The organism is Streptomyces yongxingensis, from assembly GCF_055597465.1.
In genome coordinates, this window is the sequence record NZ_CM145717.1 from 7,394,235 (window position 1) to 7,412,551 (window position 18,317).

An 18,317-nucleotide genomic window follows, 5' to 3' on the forward strand; every position below is an offset into this window, starting at 1 on the left:
CGCTCTAAGGTCGTCGCATGAGCCTCCGCACCGCGATACGCCCTGCCTTCGGGCGTTCGGCGCACCGGCTGCGGCGCGACGCCCGCTTCGGATTCGCGGGTATCGCGGTGCAGTTCATGGCCTGGGCGGCGCCGATGAGCGTGCCGTGGCTGATCTACGACGACGCCTCGTGGCCGATGGACATCCTGCTCGCGCTCACCGTCCCGCTGGCCGCCCCGGCCGTGGCCACGCCGCTGCTGACGCGCGTGCAGCGGTGGCGGTTCGGGGCGCTGTTCGGCGCCCGGATCACCGGGCCCCGGATGTCGTGGCGGCAGCTGTGGTACCACCTGCTGGCCGGACCGGCGGTGGCCTTCGGCGGGGTGCTGGCCTGGAGCTTGGCCCTCGTGGGCGTGGTGGCCGCGACCGCCTTCCTCTGGCGGCAGCCGGCCGGACGGCTGAAGTTCCTGCCCGACGCCACGGTGGCCGCGTATCTCACCGTGGGCGGCCTCGTGCTGCTGGCCCTCGCGTACTGGCTCATCGGCGCCCTCGCCCGGCTCGACACCCGCGCCGCCACCGTGCTGCTGGGCCCCGTCCCCGCCAAGGAGTTGGAGCGGCGGGTCGAGGACCTGACCGAGAGCCGTGCGGGGGCGGTCGACGCGGCGGATGCCGAGCGGCGCCGCATCGAACGTGATCTGCACGACGGCGCCCAGCAGCGGCTCGTCTCCATGGCGGTCAACCTGGGGCTGGCCAAGGCCACTCTCAGGGATCTGCCGGACGAGGCACGGCAGGTCATCGACGAGGCGCACCGCGAGGCCAAGGAGGCCATCGAGGAGCTCAACAACCTGGTGCGCGGGCTGCACCCGGCTGTCCTCGACGAACTCGGCCTGGACGCCGCCCTCCCCGGGATCGCCGCCCGCGCCCCGCTGCCGGTGCGGCTGCACGTCGACGTCCCCGAGCGGGCCGCTCCGACAGTCGAGGCCGTCGCGTACTTCGTCGTCTCCGAGGCCCTCGCCAACATCGCCAAGCACGCCAGGGCCACCCGGGCCGAGGTCACGGTCGTCCGGACCGGGGACACGCTGCGGGTGGTGGTCACCGACGACGGGGTGGGCGGTGCCGACCCCGCGCGGGGCAGCGGCCTCGGCGGGCTCGCCAAGCGGGCCGGGTCGGTGGACGGCACGTTCGACATCAGCAGCCCCCGCGGGGGCCCGACCGTCATCACCGTGGAGCTGCCGTGCGCGCTGTGATCGCCGAGGACTCGGTTCTGCTGCGGATCGGCCTGGTCAAGGTCGTACAGACCGCGGGCTTCGAGGTCGTGGCGGAGGCGGACGACGCCGAGGGGCTGCTCGCGGCGGTCGAGGAACACCGTCCGGACATCGCGGTTGTGGACGTCCGGATGCCCCCGGGCTTCACGGACGAGGGCGTCCGGGCGGCCCTGCTGATCCGGCGGCAGTGGCCGGACACGGCCGTACTGCTGCTCTCGCAGTACGTCGAGGAGCGGTACGCGGCGGATCTGCTGACGTCCCACACCCGCGGGATCGGCTATCTGCTCAAGCAGCGGGTCGCGGACGTGGAGGAGTTCATCGACGCGCTGCGCCGGGTGGCGGGCGGCGGCACCGCCCTGGACCCGCAGGTCGTGGCCCAGTTGCTGGTGCGACGGCACAGCGATCCGCTGGACCGGCTGACCTCGCGCGAGCGGGACGTACTGGAGCTGATGGCAGGCGGGCGGTCGAACGCGGGGATCGCGGGGGCGCTGGTGATCAGCGAGAGCGCGGTGGCCAAGCACATCAACTCCATCTTCGGGAAGCTGGACCTGCCGGTCGCCGAGGCGGACCACCGCAGGGTGCTGGCCGTGCTGCGCTTCCTGGGCGTGGGCTGAGGGGCGCCCTGAAGGGGCGCGGGGCTGTGTCGAGGTGCGGCTCCGCCGCGGCTGCGTTGATGTGCGGCTCCGCCGCGGTGTGTCGATGTGCGGCGGCGCCGCGGCTGTGTCGATGTGCGGCTCCGCCGCGTGGGCGACGCGACCGGCCGACCTGCGTGGCCGTGGGCGGCGGCCGCGCCACGACGGCGCCGCGGACGATCGACGGCAGGTCGGGGCACGTTCAGCGGAGCGCAGAGGGGTGCCCGGCGGTAACGCGTACGCCTGCGGCGGGCTGCCCCCTCCCCGCCCCTTCCCGAAACTGGGGCTCCGCCCCAGCCCCCAGACCCCGGGTCGGGGCTCGGCCTCGGACGCCGGACCCCCGGCCGGGGCTCGGCCCCGGGCCCTGGGCTGGGGATCCGCCTCGGACCCCGGATCCCAGACGCCGGACGCCGGACCCCCGGCCGGGGATCCGCCCCAGACCCCGGACCCTGGACCCCGGGCCCTGGGCCGGGGATCCGCCTCAGACCTCAGACGCCAGACCCCAGGCCCCGGGCCGAAGCTCCGCCCCGGGCCCCGGGGGTCCAGGGGCGGAGCCCTTGGTATCGGGAAGGGGCGGGGAGGGGAGCAGCCCGCCGCAGGCGTACGCGTACCGCCGGAGAGCCGTTAGCGGGCCCGAAGACCGTCCAGCAGCAGCTCGCAGACGGCCGCGAAGGCCGGGTCCATGTCCGGGTCCGACCACCGCGGCGCGTAGACGGGGTCGTGGAACCGCGCCGTCGCGTCCCACAGCGCCCGGCCCGTGACGCGGGCGTCCCGCATCGTGAACTCCCCGCTCGCGATGCCGCTTTCGACGATCGTGGTGAGCTGGCCGATCATCGTCTCGACATGGCGCGCGACGATCTCGCTGTTCTCGGAGGCCAGCTCCAGATACGTGGCGAAGAGCTCCGGATCGACGCCCGCCTTACGGCGCTTGGCGGCGAACAGGGTGAGCAGCCAGTCCTCCAGCCGGTCGGCCGCCGGGCCCTTGGCGCGGGCGATGCGGGACAGGCCGTCGTGCTCCTGGTCCAGCCACCGCTCGGTGACCGCCTCACGCAGCGCCGTCTTGGAGCGGAAGTGGCGGTAGACGCTGCCGTGGCTGACCCCCAGCGCCCGGGCCACGTCCACCACCGTGGCCTTCGCGGGGCCGTAGCGGCGCAGCACGTCCTCGGTGGCTTCGAGGATGCGGGCGGGCGTCAGGGGGGTCTCGGGCGGCGGCGGCATCGGGTCCCTTACTTCTTCTCGCTGTCGAGGGTGGCCATCTGGGCCTCCGGGTAGCGGGCGCCCGCGGCGGCGTCCGCCGGGACGGCCTCCTCGATGGCGGCCAGGTCGTCGGCGTCGAGCGTAACGTCAAGCGCGCCCAGGGCCTCGGTCAACTGGTCGCGGCGGCGGGACCCGACGAGCGGGACGACGGCGGTGGAGCGCCGGACGCCCTGCGCGAGCACCCACGCGATGGCGATCTGGGCGACGCTGACGCCCTTGGCGTCGGCGATCTTGCGGAGGGCCTCCACGAGGCCGAGGTTGCGGTCGAGGTTCTCGCCCTGGAACCGCGGGGCCCTGCTGCGGAAGTCCTGGGCGTCCGTGGTGCGCTCCCGGCTCCAGTGGCCGCTGATCAGCCCGCGCGAGAGCACTCCGTACGGGGTGATGCCGATGCCCAGCTCACGGCAGACGGGCAGGATCTCGTCCTCGATACCGCGTGCGAGCAGTGAGTACTCGATCTGGAGATCCGAGATCGGGGCGACGGCGGCGGCCCGCCGGATGGTCTCGGCGCCCACTTCCGAGAGGCCGATGTGCCGTACGTACCCCGCCTGTACGGCCTCGGCGATGGCCCCGACCGTCTCCTCGATCGGGACGGCCGGGTCGAGGCGGGCGATGCGGTAGATGTCGATGTGGTCGGTGCCCAGCCGCTGGAGCGAGTACGCGAGGAAGTTCTTGATGGCGGCGGGGCGGCCGTCATGGCCGATCCAGGCGCCGTCCGGGCCGCGCAGGGCGCCGAACTTCACGCTGATCAGGGCGCGTTCGCGGCGGACCGCGGGGGCGGTGCGCAGGGCCTCGTTGATGAGCAGTTCGTTGTGGCCCATGCCGTAGAAGTCGCCGGTGTCGAGCAGGGTGACCCCGGCGTCGAGGGCGGCGTGGATGGTGGCGATGGACTCGGCGCGGTCGACGCCGGCGCCGTACATGGCGGACATGCCCATACAGCCGAGGCCGATCGCGGAGACCTGGGGGCCGGTGGTGCCGAGCTGGCGGTTCTGCACGGGGGGTGCTCCTTGGGGCGGCGAGATATCGAGGGGGCGAACGGGTACCCCAAGGAGAGCTTGGCATGTGCGATGACAGATTTCAATATCTGTCATCGCCTACCAGTCATCCCGTCCGGTTGTTCCACTCGTCCCGCGCTCTCCTACGACACCTTGCGCGGCAGCCGCAGGCTCATCAGCAGGGTCAGCGCGATCGCCGCCAGCTGGGCCGCGAGCGTGCTGACCAGCGCGTCACGCATGCCCGCCGACGGCTCCAGGGACAGGAAGAGCGTGCCGAGCGTCGCCACGCCCAGAGCCAGCGCCGACTGCTGGGTGGTGACCATCACGCCGCTCCCCACCCCGGCCCGCTCGCTCGGCACATCGGCCAGCACGATCCGGATCAGCACCGGAAGCTGCAGCCCCTGCCCGAACCCGGCCAGCGCGACGCCCGGCAGCAGCCCGGCCAGCGACAGATCCGGCCAGTCCCGCCATACGGCCAGCATCAGCAGCGCGATGCCCACCACCTGGATCAGTCCGCCCGCGGTCACCACACGGCTGCCGTACCGGCCCACCAGGCGCGGCCCCATCAGCGAGGCCACGAAGAACGTCGTGGCCATCGGCGCCAGCGCCAGCCCGGCCTCCACCGGCCCGTACCGCAGCCCCTGCTGCAGCGCGACCGCGATGACGAACATGAAGCCGCCGAAGCCGATCGAGAACGGCACCACCATGGCCAGCCCGCGCCGCAGCCCGGGCAGGGCGAACAGACTCGGCGGCAGCAGCGGCGTCCTCCCCGAGCGGTCCGCGCGCCGCTCCACGGCGTAGAACGCGGCGGCCACGAACGGGAACGCGCCAAGACCCAGCCAGGTCCACAGCGGCCAGCCCGCCGCCCGCCCCTCGGTCAGCGGCACCATCAGCGTGATCAGCGACAGCGCCAGCAGCACCGTGCCCGGCACGTCCACCGGCGCGGGCCGCTCCGAGCGGGTCTCGGGGACCGTACGGACCGCGAGAACCAGACCGAGCAGCGCGACCGGCACATTCACCAGGAAGACCGCGCGCCACCCGGTGCCCGCGATGTCCGCGGCCACCAGCACACCGCCCAGGATCTGCCCCGCGACCATGGACAGACCGGCCGTCGCGCCGTACATGCTGAGCGCACGGGCGCGGCGCGAACCGCTGGTCGAGGAGTGGATCGTGGCCAGCACCTGCGGAAGCATCAGCGCGGCCGAGGCGCCCTGCGCCACCCGGGCGCCCACCAGGCTCCACGCGTCCGGCGCGAGCCCGCAGGCCAGCGAGGTCAGCCCGAAGGCCGCCATCCCGGCGAGGAAGAGCCGGCGCCGCCCGAAGGTGTCGCCCAGCCGCCCGCCGAGGACCAGCAGCACCGCGTACGCCACGCCGTATCCGGCGACGACCAGCTCCAGTACGGCCGGACCGGCGTGGAGATCGCGGTCCATGGTGGGCAGGGCCACGTTGACGATGAAGAAGTCGATCAGCGGCAGCGCCGCGCCCAGCAGCACGGTGAACAGCCCGAGGGGGCTCAGCGCGGATCCGGAGGAGGTGTGGGTCCGCCCGGGGGTCTTCGCCGCACCCGGGGCGGCGGTTCTCGTTCGTATCGTGGAAATCTGCGTTTCGGTCACGTCTACGAAGATCCCGCGTCGCTCAGGCTGGTACCAGAGTGTCTTTATCCTGGTACAAGAAGTACCTGGCAACCGGCTGAGCCGTCGGGCACCCTGGAGCCATGACCACGATGGTGCAGCACGCGACGGCCGGATCAGAGCGCCCGGAGGCGAGCGACCCACGAAGAGGCGAGCTGGCCGCGTTCCTGCGCAGCCGGCGGGAGCGGATCACGCCCGAGCAGGTGGGGTTGCCCCGGGGCCGCCGCCGGCGCACCCCCGGGCTGCGCCGCGAGGAGGTCGCGCAGCTCTCGGCCGTCGGCGTGACCTGGTACACGTGGCTGGAGCAGGCCCGCGACATCCATGTCTCGGCGCAGGTCCTCGACGCCATCGCCCGCGCGCTGCTGCTGGACCGCAGCGAGCGGGCCCATCTCTTCGCGCTCGCCGGGGCCGTCGACCCGACTCCGGCGAGCGAGTGCGCGGGCGTTCCGCAGGCGCTGCAGCTCATGCTGGAGCAGCTCGAGCCGTTCCCCGCCTGCGTCCAGAACAGCCGCTTCGACCTGCTCGCCTACAACCGCAGCTACCGGCTGCTGATGTGCGACCTGGACCAGGTGGCGCCGGAGGACCGCAACTGCCTGTGGCTGGCCTTCACCAACGACGAGTGGCGTTCGAGCCTGGTGGACCGGGACGAGACGATCCGGCTGATGGCGGCCAAGTTCCGCGCCGTCATGGCCGAACATGTGGCCGAGCCCGCCTGGAAGGCGATGGTGAAGCGGCTGGAGGACGCCTCGCCGGAGTTCCGGGAGATCTGGGCGCGGCATGAGGTGGTCCGGCCCGGCGACAAGATCAAGGTCTACCGCCAGTCGCGGGTGGGCATCCTCCGGCTGGCCTCCACCAGCCTGTGGACCGGCCCTCAGCAGGGCTCCAAGCTGCTCACGTACACCCCGGCGGACGTGGAGACGCAGGAGCGGCTGGAGCGGCTGCACGCGATGGCGCTCGAGGAGGAAGCCGCAAAGGAGGAGGCCGCCCCGGCGGCGGTCTGACCCACCGGCTCGGGACGGCCTCCTTACGGATTACGCCTTGGCGCTCGCCGAGGTCTGGCCCGTCGGCGTGCCCTCCTCGAACAGCGCGGCCGCGTGCCGGGTCGTCTTCTCGGCCCAGTGGCCCGTGGTCACCAGCCCCAGCAGCAGGATGACGGCACCACACGCGGCGATGATCCACCACGCGGGGCGTGCCGCGTCCACGAACGACGCGGCGGCCGCGGGCGAGGCGGCGTGCCCCATCCCGCCCGCCGCCGCCGACGCGGCACCCGCCGCCAGCACCGCGCCGATGACCGCGACGCCGAGCGACTGCCCCACCTGACGGCTGGTGGAGGCGACGGCCGCGGCGACCCCGGCCTGGGAGCGGGGCATCCCGGAGACCGCCGTATTGGTGATGGGCGCGTTGACCATGCCGAAGCCGAGGCCGAACAGCACATAGCCGATCAGCAGCCCCACATCGGTGGCCTGGGCGTCGAAGACGGCGAACAGGATCCCGCTGGCCGTTATGGCCACCCCGGCCACCAGCATCGACGGCCGTGGCCCACGGGCGCCCACCAGCCGCCCGGACAGCGGGGCGCAGACGAAGCACATGAACGCCATGGGCAGCATCCACAGTCCGGCGTGCAGCGCGTCGAGCCCGCGCACGTCCTGGAGATACAGCGTGTTCATGAAGAGATAGCCGCCGAGCGCCGCGAAGGCGCACACCGCGACGACCGTCGCCCCGCTGAACGGCGCGCTGTGGAAGAACCGCACATCGATCAGCGGTTCCGCACGCCGCCGCTCGTAGCGGATCAGCGCGAGCAGCCCCAGGGCGGCGACCCCGGCGCAGGTGGCGATCAGCGGCGAGTCCCAGCCGCGGTCCGGCGCCTCGATGATCGCGTACGTGAGGGTGCCCAGCACCGCGATGACCAGAAGCTGGCCGATGGGGTCGGCGCGGCGCGGCCGGGGGGCACGCGACTCGGGGACGTAACGGGCGGTGAGGAGCAGCGCCGCGAGTCCGACCGGAATGTTTATCCAGAAGATCGAGCGCCAGCCGACGGACTCCACCAGCAGTCCGCCCACGATCGGCCCGGCCGCCATGCTGATGCCGACGACCCCGCCCCAGACCCCGATGGCGCGGGCCCGCTCCCTGGGCTCGGTGAAGACGTTGGTGATGATCGACATGGCGACGGGGTTGAGCATCGAACCGCCGATCGCCTGCACCATGCGGAAGATGACCAGCGCTTCGAGATTGGGCGCGAGGCTGCACAGTCCCGATCCGAGAGTGAAGATCACCAGCCCGGTCTGGAACGTGCGCTTGCGCCCCACCCGGTCGGCCGTCGACCCCGAGAGCATCAGCAGGGCGGCGAGGACCAGGGTGTAGGCGTCGATCGTCCACTGCATCCCCGAGACGGAAGCGTGCAGATCACTTCGTATCGAGGGCAGAGCGACATTGAGAACCGTGTTGTCGAGGCTGACGAGCAGCAGGCTCATGCAGCAGATCGCCAGCACAAGCATGCGCCGCCGATGGCTGAGCTCACGCATGGTTGAACGCTACATCGATACCGTCGGTGCGGCGGTCATCACCGCCCTGTCGATCCCTCTCGCGGGTGCGGGACACGTTCCCTCTCGCGGGTGCGGGACAATGAGAGATCGGCCCCGCCCTCCCACCGTAGTACGCACGAGGAAGCTGATCCCATGACGCAATCGCCGCAGACGCCGCACTCGGAGCGGACGCAGCTGCGGATCGGACCGCATACGGTCCAGCCGCCGGTCGTCCTGGCACCGATGGCCGGGATCACCAACGCTCCGTTCCGCACCCTGTGCAGGGAGTTCTCCGGCGGCAGGGGGCTGTTCGTCAGCGAGATGATCACCACTCGGGCGCTGGTGGAGCGGGACGCCAAGACGATGCGGCTGATCCACTTCGACGGCACCGAGAAGCCGCGCTCCATCCAGTTGTACGGGGTGGACCCGGTGACCGTCGGCAAGGCCGTCCAGATGATCGTGGACGAGGACCTCGCCGACCACATCGACCTGAACTTCGGCTGCCCGGTGCCCAAGGTGACCCGTAAGGGCGGCGGCTCGGCGCTCCCGTACAAGCGGCATCTGCTGCGCTCGATCCTGCGCGAGGCCGTGACCGCGGCGGGCCCGCTGCCGGTGACCATGAAGATGCGCAAGGGCATCGACGACGACCACATCACCTACCTCGACGCGGGCCGGATCGCCGTCGAGGAGGGCGTGACCGCGATCGCCCTGCACGGCCGCACCGCGGCCCAGCACTACGGCGGCACCGCCGACTGGGAGGCGATCGCCCGCCTGAAGGAGGCCGTCCCCGAGATCCCGGTGCTGGGCAACGGCGACATCTGGTCCGCCGACGACGCGGTCCGGATGATGCGCGAGACGGGCTGTGACGGCGTGGTCGTGGGGCGCGGCTGCCTGGGGCGGCCCTGGCTCTTCGGCGACCTGGTGGCCGCGTTCGAGCCCGGCCCGGGGGCGTCGGTGCCCGGCTCCGAGGCGCCGGTGTACGCGCGGCCGACCCTCAAGGAGGTCGCGGCCGTGATGCGCCGTCACGCCGAGCTGCTCGCCGAGTGGCTGGAGGACGAGCAGCGCGGCGTGATCGACTTCCGTAAGCATGTCGCCTGGTACACCAAGGGCTTCTCGGTGGGCTCGGAGATGCGCAAGCGGCTGGCGATCACCTCGTCCCTCGCCGAGCTGGACGCCCTGCTGGCCGAGCTGGACCTGGACCAGGAGTGGCCCCCCGGCGCCGACGGCCCGCGCGGCCGCACCTCGGGCCGCAACCGCGTGGTGCTGCCCGACGGCTGGCTTGACGACCCGTACGACCGCGCGGGCGTCGGCGCGGACGCGGAGCTCGACACCTCCGGCGGCTGAGCCGGGGTAGTCCGGGGCGTGAGCCGGGTGGTCCGGGGCGGGCCCGGTAGTCCGGGGGTCACATGGGGTCATCACCGGTTAAAGTGATGGGCTCGTGGTCGCGGTGGGATCTGGACGATCTGGGGGGATCGGTGACAAGCGTCGTCTTCGTCCACGGCACGGGGGTCCGGGCCAAGTCGTACGAGAAGAGCCTCGCGCGGGTCGTGAGCGGCCTGGGGCGGGTGAGAGCCGACCTCCGGATCGCCCGCTGCTTCTGGGGCGAGGAGCACGGAGCCGCGCTGGGGCTCGGCGGAGCCTCGATCCCGGTGCGCACGAAGAACCGCGGCGTCGGCGGTGACGGCGTGCTGGACGACGGCGTGCTGGACGAGGACGATCCGCTGGCCGTCTGGGCGCTGCTGGAGGCGGACCCGCTCGCGGAGCTGCGGGAGTTCGCGCAGACGGCGCACGACGACGGCGAGGAGACGGGCTTCGCGCCCGGCCGCGTCGACCCCTGGGAGGCCGTCGCCGACACGGTGCGCGGCCTGACGCTGGAGGCGGTGGCGGACGGCGCCGGGGAGTCCGGTGGCAGCCTGCCGCGGCTCATCGCGGAGCTCGCGCCGCATCTCGACGAGGCCGCCGACCGCGTGGCCGACGAGATCTCCGGCAGCCTGGGCGGCACCTCGCCCGCCGACGGCATCGAGCCCATCGCGGCCCGCGCCGTATACGCCCTGGCCGTCCAGCGGGCCGAGGGCCCGGACGGCGACGACGAGCCGCTCGCGGTGGACGGCGCCGACCGCGACACCGTCGTCGGCGTGCTCACCGATCAGCTGGGCGGCACCGACCGGGGCGGATTCGTCGCCGGTGCCGCGAAGGGCGTCGCCGTACGGGCGTTCAACGCCTACGTTGCGCCGTTCTCCTGGCTGGCCCACGCCCAGCGGGGCCGGATCACCACCACGTCCGTCCCGGCCAGTGGCGACATCCTCCGCTACCAGGTGCGCGGCGCCGGGGTGCGCGCCGCGATCCGGGCGGCGGTGCGCGCCGAGACCGCGGCGGGGAACGGCCCGGTGGTGCTGCTCGCCCACAGCCTCGGCGGTATCGCCTGTGTCGATCTGCTCGCCGAGCCCGATCCGCCCGCCGGGGTGGAGCTGCTGGTGACGGTCGGCTCCCAGGCGCCGTTCCTCTACGAGCTGGACGCGCTCACCGCGCTGCGCCGCGACGAACCGCTGCCCGGCGCCTTCCCCCGCTGGATCAACGTCTACGACGAGCGGGATCTGCTCGGCTTCGTCGGGGAGAAGGTCTTCCCCGGCCGGGTCACCGATCTGCGCGTCAACACCCGCCAGCCCTTCCCGCGCGCCCACACCTCGTACTTCGCCCACCAGCGGCTGTACGACCTGTTGGCCCCGGAGCTGCCGAAGTGACAGCGGTGGAGCACGACTGGCGCCGCACCCACGCCGTGATCGTGGCGGTCGAGCGGTACAGCGGCAGCGACGCCTGGACCCTCGACGGTCCGGTGAACGACGCGCTCGCGATGCGGACGTGGCTGACCGGGCTCGGCGTGCCGTCGGAGAACATCCGCCTGCTGGCCTCGCCCACGGAAGGGAACAAGGCCGCCGTGGAAGCGGCGGACCGCGACTACCGCCCGGCGGACGGCCCCACCATCCGTAAGGTCTTCATGGAGGAGCTGCGGTCCCTCGACGCGGACCGGCTGTGGATCTACTGGGCGGGGCACGGTGTGCAGGCCCCGGGAGGCCGCTGGAGCCTGCTGTACCCGGAGACCCGGGACCGGGACATGCGGGGTCTCGACGCGCTGAACCTGATGACCCTGCTGCGCACCGAGCATCTGCCGAAGCGGGGCGTGGGCCGGGTCACCGTGATCATCGACGCCTGCTGGCAGGCCCTTTCCCTCCGCAACCACACGATGGTCGCCGACCCGGACGAGCTCACCAGGAAGCCGGAGATCAACCGCGCCCGCGAGATCTACTGGATGCGCGCATGTCAGCCCGGGGCGGTGACCAAGAACCAGCAGGGCGCGGGCCTGTTCACCTCCGTGCTCTTACGGCAGCTCGAAACCGCCTCCGCGGGCGGCGTCGCGCCGGACCTCGACCGGGTGTGGCAGGGGGTCCGGGACGAGTTCGCGCGGCTGGGCCGGGAGGAGGGCCTGCGGCAGTTCCCGACCGTGCACATCAGCAGGGGGGACGGGAACGGCGAGGACGTCCCGCTCGGCCCGCCCCGTTCGCCGCTGGACGAGCAGCAGCGGCGGGAGCGCGGCAAGCTGATCCACGCGGTCGGCGCGCTGCTGGGGGCGCATCCCGGCCGCGTAGGGGAGGCCGTCGTCGGGCTCTGCGAGCAGTTCACCACCGACCCGCCCACCACGACGCCTCCCTCGGCGGAGGAGCTGGTCGACTGGGCGCTGGAGAACCCGCACGGCACCGTCACCCTCCTCGCGGAGCTCAGCGCCCGGGCCCCGGTCCGCACGGAGATCCGCAAGGCGTGCCACGTGCTCCAGAACCAGTGGCTGACCCGCGCCGAGTACGCGGAGCTGGTCGGGCTGCTGGAGCGGTTGGGGCAGCAGGGGTGGCACGACTTCGCCGAGGTCGCCCGCGAGAAGTACCCCACCATGGCCCTGTCGTCCCTCGATCCGGCCGCGCTGGTCGACGACCTCGAAGCCGTGCTGCTCCCTCCGCCGAAACAACTCCCGCAGCTGCTGCGCGTCGTGGAGCACTTCGCCGCGCTCTGCGGGGGAGCGGTCGCGGGAGAACTGCAAGCGTGGTCGCTGGAGTGTGCCAAGCGGATCGATCTCGAGGGCCAGCTGCACGAACGGCGCGGCGAGGCGCGGGAGCACGCCGAGCGCGTACAAGCCGACCCGGACACCCGCATGGACCGGGGGGCTCCTCTCGGCGGTAGCTGGGGGAGCATTCAGATACGGCTCCACGCACCGAGCGGGGACGGGCAGCGGCGCACCTATGAGGTCTGGTCGCGGCGCGGTGACCACGTCAACTCCCTGGCGAAGGCCGACACCCCGGCCTCGCTGGAGGAGATACAGCGTCGCCTCGACCACCTCCTGAGGGAACATGCCCGCACCCATGACACGCTGGTGGAGTTCTTCGTGGCACCCACTGACCTGGAACTGGCCGTGCATCGCTGGCAGCTCGACGCCGAGGGGCGCCTGGAGCGCTCGCTCGGCACGGACTATCCGGTCGTCGTGCGCTGCGCCGAACTCCGGGAGCATCAACGGCATCTGTGGGAGCGGCGCTGGGAGAGGGCCCGTACGGCGGATGCCGGGGATCTGCACTGGCTGTCCGCCCACTATGAGACGTTCAAGCAGGTCAACGGCGAGCTCCAGGGCCAGGAGGACGCTCCGGGCGTGGTGATGACTTCCCCGGTGCGGGCTCGTTCGGAGGTCTTCAACGCCTGTCTGTTCGGGGGAGTGCCCGTCCTCATATGGCATGGCGAGGCGGAGGGCGCCGCCGCGCAGGCCGAGTTGAAGACCCTGCTCCGCACCGAACGACTGAGGTCCCTGCCTCAGCACCTGCGCAAACTCCGGTCGGCGAGCGAGGCCGATGAGAGCCACCACGGCCGGCATATAGCCCTCCTGTGGGACGATCCGCACCGCCCGCTCCCCGACCAACTCGACCTGTCCGCACCCTGAGGAGAGACGAAGAAGATGGCACAGGACTGGAGGCTCTTCCAGGGCGGCGACACCCGGCCCCACGAGGTGGAGACCTGGCCCTCCGCCCCGCCGTGGCGGCGCTTCGGCGACGACGCGCGGCGCCGGGACACGGAACGGCCGCTGCCGTACCTGATCTCCGACGAGGACCGCGACGTCGTCAACATGGCGCTGCATCTGCACCGCCCGCTGCTGGTCACCGGCCGCCCCGGCACCGGCAAGTCGACCCTGGCCCACGCCATCGCCCGCGAGCTGATGCTGGGCGAGGTGCTGCACTGGCCGGTCAACAGCCGCTCCACGCTCACCGAGGGCCTCTACTCGTACGACGCGGTGGGCAGGCTGCGCGAAGCCTCCCTCAAGCGGCGCGCCGACGAGAGCGCCGGGACCGAGCCGGACATCGGCGACTATCTGCGGCTCGGCCCGCTCGGCACCGCGCTCCTTCCGGCCGAGAAGCCGCGGGTGCTGCTCGTGGACGAACTCGACAAGGGCGATGTCGACCTGCCCAATGACCTCCTCACGGTCTTCGAGGAGGGCAAGTTCGAGATTCCGGAACTGGCCCGCCTGGGGGAGGGGAAGACGGTCCAGGTGCAGAAAGCCGGCTCCCGGGAGAAGGTCCCGATCACCAGCGGCTGGGTCAGGTGCTCCGTCTTCCCCGTCGTCGTCATCACCAGCAACGGCGAGCGCGAGTTCCCCCCGGCGTTCCTGCGCCGCTGCGTCCGGCTCGACCTCAAGCAGCCCGACGAGGCGCGGCTCCAGCAGATCGTCACCATGCACCTGGGCGAGGAGGTCGGCGCGCGGGCCCAGGAGCTGATCGCCGACTTCGTGTCCCGGCGCAACGAGCGGGAGCTGGCCACCGACCAACTGCTCAACGCGGTCCGGCTGCGGTCCTCCGGGGTGCGGGTCGACAGGGACGTCCTCGACAAGCTGTTCCGCTCGCTGAACGAAGTCGACGCGCCATGATCGAGCGGCTGTGCGCCCTGCTGGAGGACGCGGGGGTCGAGCTCTCCGAGGTGGAGCTGCGCGACGTCCTGTGGTTCGCCGCCACCACCGCCCCGGCGCGCGGCGAAGGGGAGGGCGGCGAACCGGCGCCGTCCCGGCGTTCCGCCGCTCCCGCCTCCGGCGCGGCCGACGGCGAGGACGAGGCGAAGGGCGCCCAGCGGCAGCCCGCCGCGGCACTCACCCCCGGCGAACCCGAGCCCGGACCCCTCGTCCCCGGCGGGCTCTACGCCCCCGGCGCCGCCCGCCCCGCCGCGGCCCGCCCGGCGCGAGCCGTCGGCGTCCGGGGCGTCCGGGCGCTCCCCGGGACGCGCGGGCTGTCCCGCGCGCTGCGGCCGCTGCGGCGCAGCGTGCCGTCCCGCACGTCCTTCCGCGTCGACGAGACCGCCACCGCCGAGTGGATCGCCGAGACCGGTCTGCCGGACGTGGTGCTGCGCCCCCGCCCGGAGCGCTGGCTGAGCGTCGCGCTCATCGTGGACGACGGCCCGTCGATGGTGCTGTGGCAGCAGCTCGCCGCCGAGGTGCGCGGACTGCTGGAGCGGCAGGGCGCCTTCCGCTCCGTACGGACCTACGGCCTGGACAGCGCCCATGAGGACCGACCGGTGCTCCGGGCGCGCCCGTACGCCCCCGGCGCCCCGCGCCGCACCGCCCGCCAGCTCACCGACACCTCCGGCCGCACCGTGATGCTGGTCCTCTCGGACGGGGTGGGCCCGGGGTGGCGCGGCGGCGCGATTCCGCAGCTGCTGCGCCGCTGGGCCCGCCACTCGCCGGTGGCGGTCCTCCAGCCGCTGCCCGCGCGGATGTGGCCGGAGCGCGGTATGCCCACCCAGCGGCTGCTGGTCGACGCGGGCGGCCGCGAGGGCGCGCCGGGCCGCGCGCTGTCGGTGCGCCATCCGGTGCTGCCGCGCGGCCTGGTGTCGTACGACGGCACGACACCGGTGCCCGTGCTGGAGCTGGCCGAGGGCGAGCTGGGCACGTGGGCGGCGCTGACCGGTACGGGTGGCGGCGGCGAACCGCTGCCGGTGATGCTGCTGGACGGCGTGGAGAAGCCGGTGGCCGCGCGGGCCACGGCCCATGTCCCCGAGCCGACGGCCGAGGAGCGGCTGCGCCGCTTCCGGGGCGCCGCCTCGCCCGAGGCCCAGCGCCTGGCCGGGGCGCTGGCCACCGTGTATCCGCTGACGCTGCCGGTGATGCGGCTGATCCACCAGGCGGGCGCGGGCCGTGGGGAGCGCTTCCACCCGGCGCAGCTGGCCGAGGTGTTCCTGGGCGGGCTGCTGCGCCGGCGGGAGGGGAGCGCGGAGGAGTACGAGTTCCATCCCGGGCCCCGCGCGGAGGAGTACGAGTTCCACCCCGGCGTCGCGGATCTGCTGCTGGACGCGGTCCGGACATCGGACGCGCTGGAGACGGCGGCGCAGGTCACCGAGTTCCTGCTGCACCGCCAGGGCAGCGGCCCCGAGTTCCGCGCCCGGCTCTCCGGCGACCACGGGGACTCCCGCGTCGCCGAGGAGGCCCGCCCGTTCGCGGCGGCGTCACCGGAGCTGCTGTCGCGGCTGGGGCTGCTGGAGGACGCGGCGGAGGAGGAGCCGCCGGAGCGGGAGGAGCCCGTGCGGCAGCCGCCCGAACCGGCCGCCCCGCCCCCGGCTCGTGATGTCCCGCCCCGGTCCTACACCTCCGAGCGGGTCCAGCCGCTGATGATCGCGCTGGTGCGGCGGTTCGCGGCGGATGACGGATTGCCGAGGGGGGTGCGCTATCAGGTCGACCGGGTGCTGGACAACGCCGACGAGCGGAACGAGGAATCCGGCTGGTGGGGCGTGCGGTTCCTGCCCAGCTTGGCCTATGAGCTCGTCAGGGCCGGATGGGGGGCCTACGCCGAAGAGCTGAAGGAAGCGGCGCGGCAGCAGATCGAGGGGCTGAGGTCCGCCGATGACCTCGAATCCCGCAATCTCCGTGGGCATTTGGCGCTCACCCTGAACAAGCTCGGGGAGCACGACGAGGCGGAGCGCGAGCTGCGGGCGGTGGTCGCGGTCTCGGCGCGGGTGCACGGCGAAGAGGCCGACTACACACTCTTCGCCCGCAGCTACCTCGTGGACCTGCTGTACGACGCCGGGCGGCTGGAGGCGGTGGAGGAGGAGTCCCGCACGCTGCTCGAGGCGTGGGGTCGGCGGGAAGGCGGCGACCATCGGGCGGAGGTGCTGTCCCGGCGCCAGGTCCATGGCCGGGTGCTGCTGGACCTCGGGCGCGTGGAGGAGGCCGCGCGGGAGTTCCGGACCGTGGCCGCCGGCCGGCGGGAGCTGGACGGCCCCACGCAGGTCAGGACCGTGACCGCGCGGGTCTGGCTGGCCGCCGCGCTGCGCAGGCTCGGGCTGTACGACGAGGCCGAGGGCGAACTGCGGTCGACGGTTGAGGACTGCCGCTCGGCGGAGTCGGATGGCGTGGACGACGCGCTGCTGACGGCGGAGTTCGCCCTCGGCGAGATCTTGGACACCAGGCAGCGCAACGAAGAGGCCGAGGCGCTGTGGCGGGAGTTGGTCGAGCGGACCTCCGCGGGCCTGAAGCCGTGGAACTGGCGGATCCGCCGTGCGCGGCGCAACCGCGTTCACCGACTGCGTGCCCTGAGCCGGTACGCCGAGGCGGAGGCCGAGCTCGACACGCTGGTGGAGGAGACGGTCGGCACGCTCGGGAAATGGCACGACGACTCGCTCATCGCCCAGCGGCTGCGCGCGTTCGTCCTGGAGGACCAACAGCGGTACGACGAAGCGCGGCCGATCTACCGCGAACTCCTGGCGCAGCAGATCCCGGTGTTCGGGGAGGACCATGCCAACGTCCTGAGCACGCGCTACTGCCTGGCGACCAGCATGCGGCTGGCGGGGCTGTACGAGGAGGCGCTGGCGGAGTACACCGAGGTGCTCGACGACTGGCTTCGCGTCCTCGGGCCGGATGCGCAGTCGACCCTCATGACCCGAGGCGGCCGCGCCAGGGTCCTGGCCGAGCTGGGACGCCGGGAGGAGGCCGAGGCCGAGTACCGCGTGGTCGTCGAGGCGGAGGCCCGGGTCCTGGGCCGGGACGCGCCGAACGCGCTGACGACGCGGCTGAACCTGGCGGTGCTGGTGCGCGATCAGGAGCGCTACGAGGAGGCCGAGGCGGAATTCCGCCAGGTGGTCGAGGGGCGCGTCCGGGCCCTGGGCGCCGAGGCCAAGGCGACGCTGGCCGCGCGCCACAGCTGGGGGTACGTACTCAACAAGCTCGGCCGGTTCACGGAGGCCGAGCGGCAGATCCGGGAGACGGTCAAGGGGCGGCTCCGCGTGCTGGGCCCGGAGAACACCGGAACCCTCTGGACCCGCCACAACCTCGGCGTCACCCTCAAGGGCCTGGGCCGCCTCGACGAGGCGGAGGCCGAATGGCGGGCCGTGCTCGAGATCAGCGAGCGCGTCCTGGGCGACGAGCACAACTGCACCGTGAAGACCCGCCAGGCCCTCGCCGGGTTGCGGGAGCCCGGAGATGACCAGGCGTCCTGAAATATGGCGCGATTCGTTCGCGGGGAATGCCGGGCCCCAGCCCCCTGATGCGGAGAGGGGCCGGGTGAGGGGACGGCAGAGGAGCTGGTCCACCGCCCCTCGGCATCCGCGGAGGCGGTCGACCACCCCTCTCGGCGTGTCGCTCATCTGAGCGCAGCCCCTCTCGTTGTATCCAAAAGGCGAGACAATGGGCCGTGACAAGGCGTGATTCTCGCCACTCTGATCGGACCTTCGCTCAGATGAGCGGCGACCGAGGGGTAATCCGATGGCTCCCCGCTGTGCTCACCTCTCCAATGCGTGGCACTCAGTGCCACCCACTTGATGTTCGACACCTCGAACCATCGGTTACGTATAGTGAAATTCCAAGCGTCCATCACGGGCGGAGGGTGGGTGTGAGTTCGAGGCTTGAAGGCACCTCAGAAGAGCCTCGTTCGGGCGCCGCACTTTCGAACACGTGGCAGGCGGGTGGTTACAGCCGTATGACGGTGGAGTGGACCTGCTCAGGGGCCTTTGATCTGGGTACGCTCCCCGCCGTCAGGGC

12 protein-coding genes are annotated in these 18,317 nt (G+C 72.7%); 8 read left to right on the forward strand and 4 right to left on the reverse strand.

Annotation, left to right across the window (positions count from 1 at the left end):
• Positions 1–17 precede the first annotated feature (17 nt).
• Complete coding sequence (locus tag ACZ6TD_RS31460; RefSeq protein WP_471343532.1) at positions 18–1,223, forward strand: sensor histidine kinase; 1,206 nt, start codon at positions 18–20, stop codon at positions 1,221–1,223.
• On the forward strand, positions 1,211–1,855 hold the full coding sequence (locus ACZ6TD_RS31465) for a response regulator transcription factor (RefSeq protein WP_471343534.1): 645 nt from the start codon (positions 1,211–1,213) through the stop codon (positions 1,853–1,855). Before ACZ6TD_RS31460 ends, ACZ6TD_RS31465 begins: the two co-directional genes overlap by 13 nt.
• Positions 1,856–2,497: 642 nt before the next feature.
• On the opposite strand, the gene ACZ6TD_RS31470 is transcribed toward ACZ6TD_RS31465, so the two are convergent.
• From ACZ6TD_RS31470 to ACZ6TD_RS31480, 3 genes are all read right to left on the reverse strand, one after another.
• A complete protein-coding gene (locus ACZ6TD_RS31470) occupies positions 2,498–3,091 on the reverse strand; it encodes a TetR/AcrR family transcriptional regulator (protein ID WP_471343535.1) in 594 nt (197 codons plus the stop codon).
• Between the two features lie 8 nt (positions 3,092–3,099).
• Complete coding sequence (locus ACZ6TD_RS31475) at positions 3,100–4,122, reverse strand: aldo/keto reductase (RefSeq protein WP_471343536.1); 1,023 nt, start codon at positions 4,120–4,122, stop codon at positions 3,100–3,102.
• Positions 4,123–4,265: 143 nt separating this feature from the next.
• Positions 4,266–5,735 carry an MFS transporter gene (locus tag ACZ6TD_RS31480; protein ID WP_471343538.1) on the reverse strand — a complete coding sequence of 490 codons (1,470 nt, stop codon included), beginning with the start codon at positions 5,733–5,735 and terminating at the stop codon, positions 4,266–4,268.
• A gap of 101 nt (positions 5,736–5,836) precedes the next feature.
• On the opposite strand from ACZ6TD_RS31480, the gene ACZ6TD_RS31485 reads away from it, so the two are divergent.
• On the forward strand, positions 5,837–6,754 hold the full coding sequence (locus tag ACZ6TD_RS31485) for a helix-turn-helix transcriptional regulator (RefSeq protein ID WP_471343540.1): 918 nt from the start codon (positions 5,837–5,839) through the stop codon (positions 6,752–6,754).
• 30 nt (positions 6,755–6,784) lie between these two features.
• On the opposite strand, the gene ACZ6TD_RS31490 is transcribed toward ACZ6TD_RS31485, so the two are convergent.
• Positions 6,785–8,275 carry an MFS transporter gene (locus ACZ6TD_RS31490; protein WP_471343541.1) on the reverse strand — a complete coding sequence of 497 codons (1,491 nt, stop codon included), beginning with the start codon at positions 8,273–8,275 and terminating at the stop codon, positions 6,785–6,787.
• Positions 8,276–8,428: 153 nt separating this feature from the next.
• Between ACZ6TD_RS31490 and dusB the strand changes: the two genes are divergently transcribed.
• The 5 genes from dusB to ACZ6TD_RS31515 all read left to right on the forward strand — a co-directional run bounded on the left by dusB (position 8,429) and on the right by ACZ6TD_RS31515 (position 17,776).
• Positions 8,429–9,619, forward strand: a complete 1,191-nt coding sequence (gene dusB, locus ACZ6TD_RS31495) for a tRNA dihydrouridine synthase DusB (protein WP_471343542.1) — start codon at positions 8,429–8,431, stop codon at positions 9,617–9,619.
• A gap of 131 nt (positions 9,620–9,750) precedes the next feature.
• Positions 9,751–11,016, forward strand: coding sequence for a hypothetical protein (locus ACZ6TD_RS31500; RefSeq protein ID WP_471343544.1), 1,266 nt, complete (start codon positions 9,751–9,753; stop codon positions 11,014–11,016).
• Positions 11,013–13,247, forward strand: coding sequence for a VMAP-C domain-containing protein (locus tag ACZ6TD_RS31505; RefSeq protein ID WP_471343545.1), 2,235 nt, complete (start codon positions 11,013–11,015; stop codon positions 13,245–13,247). The genes ACZ6TD_RS31500 and ACZ6TD_RS31505 overlap by 4 nt, the downstream gene beginning before the upstream one ends.
• Before the next feature lie 15 nt (positions 13,248–13,262).
• Positions 13,263–14,225 carry an AAA family ATPase gene (locus ACZ6TD_RS31510; RefSeq protein ID WP_471343546.1) on the forward strand — a complete coding sequence of 321 codons (963 nt, stop codon included), beginning with the start codon at positions 13,263–13,265 and terminating at the stop codon, positions 14,223–14,225.
• The gene (locus ACZ6TD_RS31515) at positions 14,222–17,776 is read left to right on the forward strand and encodes an SAV_2336 N-terminal domain-related protein (RefSeq protein ID WP_471343547.1); all 3,555 of its coding nucleotides are present in this window, start codon (positions 14,222–14,224) and stop codon (positions 17,774–17,776) included. Before ACZ6TD_RS31510 ends, ACZ6TD_RS31515 begins: the two co-directional genes overlap by 4 nt.
• The last annotated feature ends 541 nt before the right edge of the window (positions 17,777–18,317 follow it).

Excerpts from the sequence above, each read along its gene's own strand:
- ACZ6TD_RS31460 (WP_471343532.1), top strand. The coding sequence starts at position 18 with ATGAGCCTCCGCACCGCGATACGCCCTGCCTTCGGGCGTTCGGCGCAC.
- ACZ6TD_RS31470 (WP_471343535.1), bottom strand. The coding sequence starts at position 3,091 with ATGCCGCCGCCGCCCGAGACCCCCCTGACGCCCGCCCGCATCCTCGAA.
- ACZ6TD_RS31485 (WP_471343540.1), top strand. The coding sequence starts at position 5,837 with ATGACCACGATGGTGCAGCACGCGACGGCCGGATCAGAGCGCCCGGAG.
- ACZ6TD_RS31490 (WP_471343541.1), bottom strand. The coding sequence starts at position 8,275 with ATGCGTGAGCTCAGCCATCGGCGGCGCATGCTTGTGCTGGCGATCTGC.
- dusB (WP_471343542.1), top strand. The coding sequence starts at position 8,429 with ATGACGCAATCGCCGCAGACGCCGCACTCGGAGCGGACGCAGCTGCGG.
- ACZ6TD_RS31510 (WP_471343546.1), top strand. The coding sequence starts at position 13,263 with ATGGCACAGGACTGGAGGCTCTTCCAGGGCGGCGACACCCGGCCCCAC.
- ACZ6TD_RS31515 (WP_471343547.1), top strand. The coding sequence starts at position 14,222 with ATGATCGAGCGGCTGTGCGCCCTGCTGGAGGACGCGGGGGTCGAGCTC.